This is a genomic window from Streptomyces sp. NPDC058683 (genome assembly GCF_042716195.1).
GTDB lineage: Bacteria > Actinomycetota > Actinomycetes > Streptomycetales > Streptomycetaceae > Streptomyces.
The window spans coordinates 255,966-264,356 of sequence record NZ_JBHXSK010000007.1; the positions used below are offsets into that span (position 1 = coordinate 255,966).

The 8,391-nt window shown below is 68.0% G+C and carries 8 protein-coding genes, 1 tRNA gene and 2 pseudogenes; 6 read left to right on the plus strand and 5 right to left on the minus strand.

What is annotated here, in order from left to right; translation table 11 throughout:
• Positions 1 to 26: 26 nt before the first annotated feature.
• From ACFWXC_RS10345 to ACFWXC_RS10355, 3 genes are all read left to right on the plus strand, one after another.
• Positions 27 to 362: an ArsR/SmtB family transcription factor gene (locus ACFWXC_RS10345; RefSeq protein ID WP_384476109.1), complete on the plus strand. Its 336-nt coding sequence runs from the start codon at positions 27 to 29 to the stop codon at positions 360 to 362.
• Positions 362 to 1,060: a cation transporter gene (locus ACFWXC_RS10350; RefSeq protein ID WP_384476112.1), complete on the plus strand. Its 699-nt coding sequence runs from the start codon at positions 362 to 364 to the stop codon at positions 1,058 to 1,060. Before ACFWXC_RS10345 ends, ACFWXC_RS10350 begins: the two co-directional genes overlap by 1 nt.
• Before the next feature lie 752 nt (positions 1,061 to 1,812).
• Positions 1,813 to 1,977 (plus strand): hypothetical protein, encoded by a 165-nt coding sequence (locus ACFWXC_RS10355; RefSeq protein ID WP_384476115.1) that lies wholly within the window; start codon positions 1,813 to 1,815, stop codon positions 1,975 to 1,977.
• Between the two features lie 206 nt (positions 1,978 to 2,183).
• Here ACFWXC_RS10355 and ACFWXC_RS10360 read toward each other — a convergent pair whose 3' ends face one another.
• Entirely contained in the window at positions 2,184 to 2,555 is a 372-nt protein-coding gene (locus ACFWXC_RS10360; protein ID WP_384476118.1) for a GIY-YIG nuclease family protein, read from the minus strand.
• A gap of 632 nt (positions 2,556 to 3,187) precedes the next feature.
• Positions 3,188 to 3,835, minus strand: coding sequence for a hypothetical protein (locus ACFWXC_RS10365; protein WP_384476121.1), 648 nt, complete (start codon positions 3,833 to 3,835; stop codon positions 3,188 to 3,190).
• A gap of 533 nt (positions 3,836 to 4,368) precedes the next feature.
• Here ACFWXC_RS10365 and ACFWXC_RS10370 point away from each other — a divergent pair.
• A pseudogene (locus tag ACFWXC_RS10370) lies at positions 4,369 to 4,510 on the plus strand (helix-turn-helix domain-containing protein); the annotation flags it as partial.
• A pseudogene (xerC, locus tag ACFWXC_RS10375) lies at positions 4,507 to 5,619 on the plus strand (tyrosine recombinase XerC). The pseudogenes ACFWXC_RS10370 and xerC, both read left to right, overlap by 4 nt.
• Before the next feature lie 97 nt (positions 5,620 to 5,716).
• On the opposite strand, the gene ACFWXC_RS10380 reads toward xerC, so the two are convergent.
• The 3 genes from ACFWXC_RS10380 to ACFWXC_RS10390 all read right to left on the minus strand — a co-directional run bounded on the left by ACFWXC_RS10380 (position 5,717) and on the right by ACFWXC_RS10390 (position 7,648).
• Positions 5,717 to 5,790 (minus strand) — tRNA-Pro (locus tag ACFWXC_RS10380).
• A 74-nt stretch (positions 5,791 to 5,864) separates the two neighbouring features.
• Complete coding sequence (locus tag ACFWXC_RS10385; RefSeq protein WP_384476124.1) at positions 5,865 to 6,623, minus strand: Pr6Pr family membrane protein; 759 nt, start codon at positions 6,621 to 6,623, stop codon at positions 5,865 to 5,867.
• A gap of 98 nt (positions 6,624 to 6,721) precedes the next feature.
• Positions 6,722 to 7,648 carry a metallophosphoesterase gene (locus ACFWXC_RS10390; RefSeq protein ID WP_384476127.1) on the minus strand — a complete coding sequence of 309 codons (927 nt, stop codon included), beginning with the start codon at positions 7,646 to 7,648 and terminating at the stop codon, positions 6,722 to 6,724.
• A 184-nt stretch (positions 7,649 to 7,832) separates the two neighbouring features.
• Between ACFWXC_RS10390 and ACFWXC_RS10395 the strand changes: the two genes are divergently transcribed.
• On the plus strand, positions 7,833 to 8,300 hold the full coding sequence (locus ACFWXC_RS10395; RefSeq protein ID WP_351713699.1) for a GatB/YqeY domain-containing protein: 468 nt from the start codon (positions 7,833 to 7,835) through the stop codon (positions 8,298 to 8,300).
• The last annotated feature ends 91 nt before the right edge of the window (positions 8,301 to 8,391 follow it).

Here is an 8,391-nt window from a genome sequence, read left to right on the forward strand (position 1 = left end):
TCAGGAAATCCTGTACCGTCGTAGTGATGCTGACCACCGCCTCCGACATCGACGCCCTGGCCCGCTTCGGCCGCGCCCTGGCCGACCCGATCCGCTGCCGCATCCTGCTCGCGCTCCGCGAGGCACCCGCGCACCCGGCCGACCTGGCCGACCGGCTGGAGATCTCCCGCACCCGGCTCTCCAACCACCTGGCCTGCCTGCGTGACTGCGGCATCGTCGTCGCCGTTCCCGAAGGCCGCCGCACCCGCTACGAACTGGCCGACGCCCGCCTCGGCCACGCCCTGGACGACCTGCGCGGCGTGGTCCTCGCCGTGGCGGCGGACCGCACCTGCGCGGACGCCGAGGAGAAGGACTGCTGCTGATGACGACGCTTTCCCTCGGCCCGAACGCGACCCGCCGCACCCAACTCACCCGCCGGATACGCCTGCTGGTCACCGTCACCATCACCTACAACGTCATCGAGGCGGTCGTCGCCCTCACCGCCGGCACCCTCGCCTCCTCCACCGCCCTGATCGGCTTCGGCCTCGACTCGCTCATCGAGGTCTCCTCCGCCGCAGCCGTGGCCTGGCAGTTCTCCGCCGCCGACCACGCCGTTCGCGAGGCCCGCGAGAAGACCGCACTCCGCATCATCGCGCTGTCCTTCTTCGCCCTCGCCGCGTACGTCACCGTCGACTCCGTACGCGCCCTGACCGGCACCGGCGAGGCCCGGCACTCCACCCCGGGCATCGTCCTGGCCGCCCTCTCCCTGGCAGTCATGCCGTTCCTGTCCGCGGCCCAGCGCCGCGCCGGCCGCGAACTCGGCTCCGCGTCGGCCGTCGCCGACTCCAAGCAGACCCTGCTGTGCACGTATCTCTCGGCCGTCCTGCTGGCCGGCCTGCTCGCCAACTCCCTGCTCGGCTGGAGCTGGGCCGACCCGGTCGCCGCCCTCACGATCGCCGTCGTCGCGGTCAAGGAAGGCCGCGAGACATGGCGAGGCGACACCTGCTGTGCGGTGCCGATCGCAGGGCTCGCCGTGGCGGAGGAACAGGGCGGCTGCGGCCCGAACTGCTCGTGCCGCTGACCGGCAGAACTCGGAGCGCTGTCAACGAGGTTCCCCACCGGATGTCTCAAGTGCGGGCGGAGACAAGGCTTGCGCAAACGCGAGCGAGCGAAACACCGTGCGGATGTGAGCGGCTCTGGGACGTCACGGGCTGACTTGTCATCCCTCATGGCTCCCCGCGCGACCTCGGGTCTGATGCAGGCTCGGGGGACCATGCGTGGCGGTGAGCTCGCCTGCACGGTCCTGGTCTGCCGTCAGCCGTCAGCCGTCAGCCGTCAGCCGTCAGCCGTCAGCCGGAGGCGCGGGCCGACCGGCGCCTGATCTTGCAGGGCGATCGTCCGGGAGCCGGATTTCGAGGTCGACCTCCAAGCGGCTCCCAGAGCGCCCCCCATAACCACTCAAGGGCCCGACCCGCTAAGCGGATCAGGCCCCTGACCTGGTATTACGGCGTCGGGGTGGCGGGATGTGAACCCACGACCTCTTCGTCCCGAAGCAACTTGGGTGCGCGCCTGGCCTCGGGCTGGTGCGGCGCTCACCTGCACTGACGGTCCGCAGACATTCGTGCTCGTCCGCCGTTGTTCGTCGGCGTTGTCACGCAGTTAGACACTCAAGGGTTCGTTGGGCGGGATACAGTGCGCGCCGTGGACATACCCGGCTGGTCCGTCTGGATCGCTCTCGGTCTGACTGTCTTGCAGGCCCTCGGCCTCGTTCCTGCCATTCGTCGACTGCGCGGATCCGACTCGTCGGTGCGTTCCAAGGCGAGACTTGACCTGATGGACGTCATCGGCTCCCTGCTGCTCTTCGGCGGCATGCTGCTGAGTCTCGCAGTGGCGGAATCCTGGTTCTGGCTCACCTTCGCCGGCTTCGCGCTCATGGCCGCCGTCTACGCCGCAAAGGGCGTCCACTGGCTCCGTGCTCGCCGCCGTCCTGCGGCCTGATCCAAACGACAGGCTCGCACCGCTCGGTGTACTACTTCTTCTTGCCCTGGGTGTTGTCGGGGGTCTTGGTGAGCTGGGTTTTTGCTGGTCAGGGGTGGTGGGCTCGTGCGCCTGGTGGTCGTCGTTGGTCGTCCTTGGCCGCCGTCGAGCGACCTCGGACGGCCCAGGGACGGCCCAGACAACAGCGCTTTGGCTCGTCCGACGGCCTACGAACTGACGGGCAACTCGCGGGCTCGCTGGCGTGCTTGGGCTCGCAGTCCCTTCAAACGGTCGTGGAAGGCATTGTGGCGGTTCTGGTCAAGGTTCAGCGGGAGGTCGAGTTGAGAGATGAACTGTGACTCCAAGGTCCACGGTTCGTTCTGCTCGACCCAGCACACTCGCGCGTTGTCCGCCATCCACTGACTCAGGGTGGCTTCGCCGGCCTTACCGAAGGTCATCCGCTTACCGCTGCCCACGCGGCGCAGCTCAAGTCCGAGCAGAGTTCCAAGGGTGAGCCGCAGGGTCGAGCCGGCCGCATTGCCCCGGTAGTGGTAGCGCACCCGCTTGCGCAGGTTCTGAGTGCTGCTCCGGTTCGCCATGTACCGCGGGGCTATGCCGACGTAAAGCAGACACCCAGCGTCCAGGTCTGGATGGGGCGACTGCTCGAAGTGCCACCCGTAGACTCCTGCGGCTGCTGGGACAGGACTCGGGCGTGCCAAGACCTCCTGCGCAGACCACAACTGGACTGGACTGACGAGAGCGGTTGCTTCCACGAAGCCTCCAGACCTGCCACGGCTGATCGTCGCAGGCTACTGGTCGACGCTGCCGTGTGGCATCAGCTTGGGAAGCTGATGCCATTCCCGGCTGGTTCGGGCGCTGACCTGGGTGAATGCCTGGGGCGAGGGTTCATCTGCCTAGGCGGCATTCACCGTGGCTCCCCGCTGTTTCCCGCTCTATCTGGTGCGCCAGTGGTGCGGCCTGCTTCAGCTGCTCCTCGAGCCGTGCCCTGGCCAGAGGATGGCCACAGGTCATTCAGCGGCTGCGTCATTGCCAAGGCTATGGGGTGCAGCGGCCATGCTGTATCAGCACCTGTGGGCGGGTGCGGACCGAGGAGGGCATCCGTGCTGCATAGCAGGTAGCGCGAAACCCCGGCCGCTGGCTCAACGGCTGGGGTTTCAGGCATGTGCGACAGCAGCCCGGTTCGCGCCGCGCCGGGCCTGGTGTCACAGACTCAGGGTGCGTTCACCAAGAATTTCTGGCGGCTTTTGTTGCTGGCGCCGGGGCTCTTGATGTTGTTGTTGGTGGTGATGTTGTTGAACATGGGGATGACACCGTTGAGGTTGATCGGCAGGATCGAGCCTCCGCCGCCACCGTTCCCCCCGTCGCAGTCGCCGCCGGTGATCGTCGTCGGGTCGCTGTCCGAGTGGGTGAAAGTTTCTCCACCTCCGGTCGCGGTCTCGATGACCGTGACGGTGTTGCTGACGGAGCACGGCGCGTCGTCGGCGATATTGACGGTGACGTCGAGTTCGGCAGAGCCGGCGGCGTTGAAGAAAAGGCCGCTACCGCAGTGGACCGTCGTACCGCCGTTAGTGATCTGACAAAAGCTCGCGAGAAGACCTCCGAGGGCCGTGGCCCTAACACCCGTGGGAAGGTTGTCAGTCACGTCCAGACGGCCGGTCGGCTCATCGCTGCTGTTGGTCAGCGTGATGTTGTAGACGCCTTGCCCTCCCCGTGCGAAGTTCCCTTCGTGGCTCTTGTCGACGCTCAAGGACGATTGAGCATGGGCGGGCGTGGCCAAGAAGGCAAGCGGCATTGCCACGCCGAGCCCCAGTACCGTCGCGAGGGCGGACATCAGCCGCCTCAACCCGTGCGTTGTCATCTCCGGTCACTCCTGTCCATGAGGGTCCGTTGCAATCGGCCCCCCGAGCGAGCGCGGAGGCCGATCGTGGGAAATGTACTGACCAGAAGCGCTCGTTTTAGCGCCAAGTGAAGGCGAAATGCCCACTTCACTCGATCGCCCCGTTTAACGCGTGATGGCGGCGGCCGTCAGGATCCGCCGCAGTGTCCGTCGAAGGGCAAGAGGCCGAACCGTCTCACAGGGTCAGCGACCCGGATATTCCACCCGGGGCACGCCGACCGTCCACGGTTGTATGCCTGCATTGATGCGGAGCTTTTCCATGATTGACGACTGCCGAACAGCACCTAGCGGGGCCCCGGAATGCGCCATTCAGAATGCGGGCTCCCGGGCGATGAGGGACGTCAGCCTCTCTTGAGGCGGACACGCACGAAGGGTCCAGCTCCATGAGACGGACCCTTCGTCTATCTGCGGTGGCTCCGAACGGGGGTGAATGAGACGGAAACCGAGACGGGAACGGTGAAGCTGGAGGACACCGGAGCCGGGGCCCTCTCATGGTCAAGGTCGGCCGCACCAAGGTGTACGACCTCATCCGTACCCGGCGCCTGGTCTCCATCAAAGGTCGACGGCTGCCGTCGCATCCCCGACGACGCCGTACGTGCCTTCATCCGGGGCCAGATGGGAGGCGCGGCCCGATGACGAAGCGTCGTAGCCGCGGTGACGGCGGCCTGCACTGGGACGAGAAGAGACAGCGCTGGATCGCCACGGCGAACCTCGGCTTCGACCCGAGCGGCAAGCGGATCGTGAAGCGGGGGAGTGGCAAGACCAAGGCGGAGGCGAAGAACAAGCTCGAGGAGGTGTTGCGGGACCACGAAGACGGTCTGGCCATCGCCCCGACCAACTACACAGTCAAGGACGCGGTGAAGGACTGGCTCGCCTACGGCTTGGCCGGCCTCGACCCCAGCACCGTCGAGACCACAACCCTCCTGAGTGAGAAGCACGTCATCCCGTCACTCGGCGCTCGCAAGCTCCGCGACCTCAGCGCGGAGGACGCAGACCGCTGGCTGGCCATCAAGGCGAAGACACTCAGCACCCGCACCCTCCAGTCCCTCCACTCCTGCCTGAACCGCGCGGTCAAGCGGGCCATGGCGAGGGACAAGGTGAAGCGCAACGTCGTCGAGCTGTGCTCCGTGCCCCAGGGGCAGGCGGGGCGGCCGTCCAAGGCACTCACGTTCGCCCAGGCCGAAGCCGTGCTCAAGGGGGCCGAAGGAACCTCGATGTACGCGTACATCGTCGTCGCTCTCCTGACCGGGGCCCGCACCGAGGAACTGCGGGCCCTCACCTGGGACCACGTCTTCCTGAAGGGGCGTCCCGAAATGGATCCGCCGCAGCCTCCGCACATCGCCGTGTGGCGCTCGGTTCGGCGGAGCGGGGACACCAAGACCCGGAAGTCCCGGTGCACCCTCGCCCTGCGGGCGCGCTGCGTCGAAGCTCTCTGGCAGCAGTTCGAAGATCAGGGCTGGGACCGGCTCGCCGCCGACGACGCTTGAGAGGAACACGGGCTCGTCTTCTCCTCGGCCGTCGGCGACGGGATCAACGCCGACGAGTGGACGCCCCGGGAGCTCCGGCACAGCTTTGTCTCGCTGCTCTCCGACCGTGGCGTTCCGCTGGAGGAGATCTCTCGGCTCGTCGGGCACTCCGGGACTGCCGTGACCGAGGAGGTCTACCGGAAGCAGATCCGGCCCGTGATCCAGACTGGCGCGGTGGTCATGGACGGGATCTTCGGCGCTGATCCGCAGCGGTCGTAGACACTCGGGAATCGATAGTCACGCAGATAGACACGCAGCCCCAAACAAGTCAGCCACCTACTCGCGTGAGTAGGTGGCTGATCTGCTGTTTCGGCTGTCGGGGTGGCGGGATTTGAACCCACGACCTCTTCGTCCCGAACGAAGCGCGCTGCCAAGCTGCGCTACACCCCGGTGTCGCTGCTGTTCTGCTTGTCGCGGCGACGTCGTTTACTCTAGCCCACCGGTGGCTGGAGACGAAATCCGGTTTATGGGCGGCGGCCGACCGGGTTCGGGCGGGTGTGGTCCAGGGCTACCAGGAGCACCGCCAGGGCGTAGCAGGCGAGGCCCAGGAGGAGGGCGTTGGCGAGGGCGCCGCGGTAGCCGTGTTGCTCCGCGTCCAGGAAGGGGTAGAGGTAGCGGCCCGGCGTGCCGGGGAGGAGCAGCTCCGCTCGGGTGAGGAAGAACGCCAGGTAGGCCAAGGGGTAGAGCATCCAGCCCGCCGTCTGGCGGAGGTGGAGGCGGCCGGGGGGCGTGAGGATGAGCCAGTCCACGAGCGCGGCCACGGGCGCCGCCGTATAGAGGAGCTGCAGGGCCAGCCACTGGCCGTGCCAGGCCACCGGCGGGTGTGTCGCCCCCGTCATGGAGAAGGGGGGCGTGGTGTGGCCCAGGAGCAGGTGGTAGACCAAGGCCGAGACCACGATGTAGAGCAGCGCGGCGCCGGTCAGGGACGAGGTCAGCGGGCGGGAGGCCTGCCAGGCGCGGCGCGCCGAGGCCAGGCTGACCAGGGCCAGGAAGATCGCCGCCTGTATCCCGAAGTAGCTCATGATCTGGCTCGGGCTGCCCAGCAGCAGCTCCAGGGCCGCGCCCGCCGACGCCAGCGCGGCCGTCAGGATGCGGAACATCGCGGTCAGGGGGCGGCGGGTGGGCGCCACCACCGCCGTCGCCGGAACGTGTCCGGGCAGCAGCACGGGCGTGCCCGGGACCGCGGGGAGGTCCGGGATGTCCCGGGGTATCGGAGCCGTCATGCCCTCAAGGTAGAAAGAAAGGGGCATAACCGGCATGTTGGCCTACGCCGAGTGGGTGATCCCCCGGCCGGTCCCCGCCTCGCCTCGTCCCTCCCCTCCTACTCCCGCCCCACCAACGTCAGCAGCGTCGCCTCCGGCGGGCAGGCGAAGCGGACCGGGGTGTAGCGGTTCGTGCCGCAGCCCGCCGAGACGTGGAGGTACGACGTACGGCCCTCCGCCGTGTGCCGCGAGAGGCCCTTCACCCGTTCCGTGTCCAGGTCGCAGTTGGTGACCAGGGCGCCGTAGAAGGGGATGCAGAGCTGGCCGCCGTGGGTGTGGCCGGCCAGGAGCAGGGGGTAGCCGTCGGCCGTGAACGCGTCCAGGACGCGCAGGTACGGGGCGTGGACCACGCCCATCGAGAAGTCCGCCGTACCGGACGGGCCGCCCGCCACCTGCACATACCGGTCCCGCTTGATGTGCGGGTCGTCCAGTCCCGTCAGCTCCACCGAGACGCCCTCGATCTTCAGGACACCCCGCGTGTTCGTCAGGTTCAGCCAGCCCGCCCCGTCGAAGGCGTCCCGCAGGTCCTCCCACGGGTTGTGGATCACGCCGACCGCCGGCGGGTTGCCGTTCAGGCCGTGATTGCCGCTCGTCTTCTCCAGCAAGTAGCGGGCGGGGTTGCGGAGTTTGGGGCCGTAGTAGTCGTTGGAGCCGAAGACGTACGCGCCCGGGAAGTCCATCAGGGGGCCGAGCGCGTCCAGGACCTCCGGGACGCCCTCCGGGTCGGACAGGTTGTCGCCCGTGTTGATCACGAAGTCCGGGCGCAGGCCCGCCAGCGACCGCAGCCAGCGCTGCTTCTTGCGCTGTCCGCTCACCATGTGGATGTCGGAGACCTGCAGCACGCGCAGCGGGCGCATCCCCGGCGGGAGGACCGGGACCGTCACCCGGCGCAGGCGGAACGAACGGACCTCGAAGCCGGCCGCGTACAACACACCGGCGGCACCGAACGCCGCGATTCCCAGGGGTACTCCGTATCGAGCGCGCATACGACCATCGTGTCAGACGGAGAGAGGGCCCAGAGACCCGGCGGTGCAAGAAGGAAGAAGGGACGAAGGAAGGGACGAAGGAAGGGACGAAGGAAGGGACGAAGGAAGGGGGAGGGGCGGGGGAGGAGAGGGGGTGGGTAAAACGGCGGGCGGCTCGCGTGCGGCACCTGCGACAATCGGAACCATGACCACCACGCTCAAGTCGAAGCTGCACGACGACCTCAACTCCGCGATCAAGGCACGTGACGAGCTCCGCTCCTCGACGCTCCGGCTGACGCTCGCCGCGATCACCAAGGAGGAGGTCGCGGGCAAGGAGAAGCGCGAGCTCTCCGACGACGAGGTGCTCAAGGTGATCGCCAAGGAGGCGAAGAAGCGCCGGGAGGCGGCCGAGGCCTTCGCGCAGGGCGGCCGCACCGAGAGCGCCGAGCGGGAGAAGGCGGAGGGCGAGCTCCTCGACGAGTACCTGCCCAAGCAGCTCAGCGACGAGGAGCTGGGCGGGATCGTCGCCGCGGCCGTCGAGGAGGCGAAGGCGGCGGGCGCCGAGGGGCCGCGGGCCATGGGCGCCGTGATGAAGATCGTGAACCCGAAGGTGGCCGGACTGGCCGAGGGCGGCCGCGTCGCCGCCGCGGTGAAGAAGCGACTCCAGGGCTGACATCGGAAGCGCCGGAGGCTTCGGAAGTATCGGAAGCGCCGGAGACTTCGGGCGGTACGACGGCGGGGCCGCACCTCTCTCACAGAGGTGC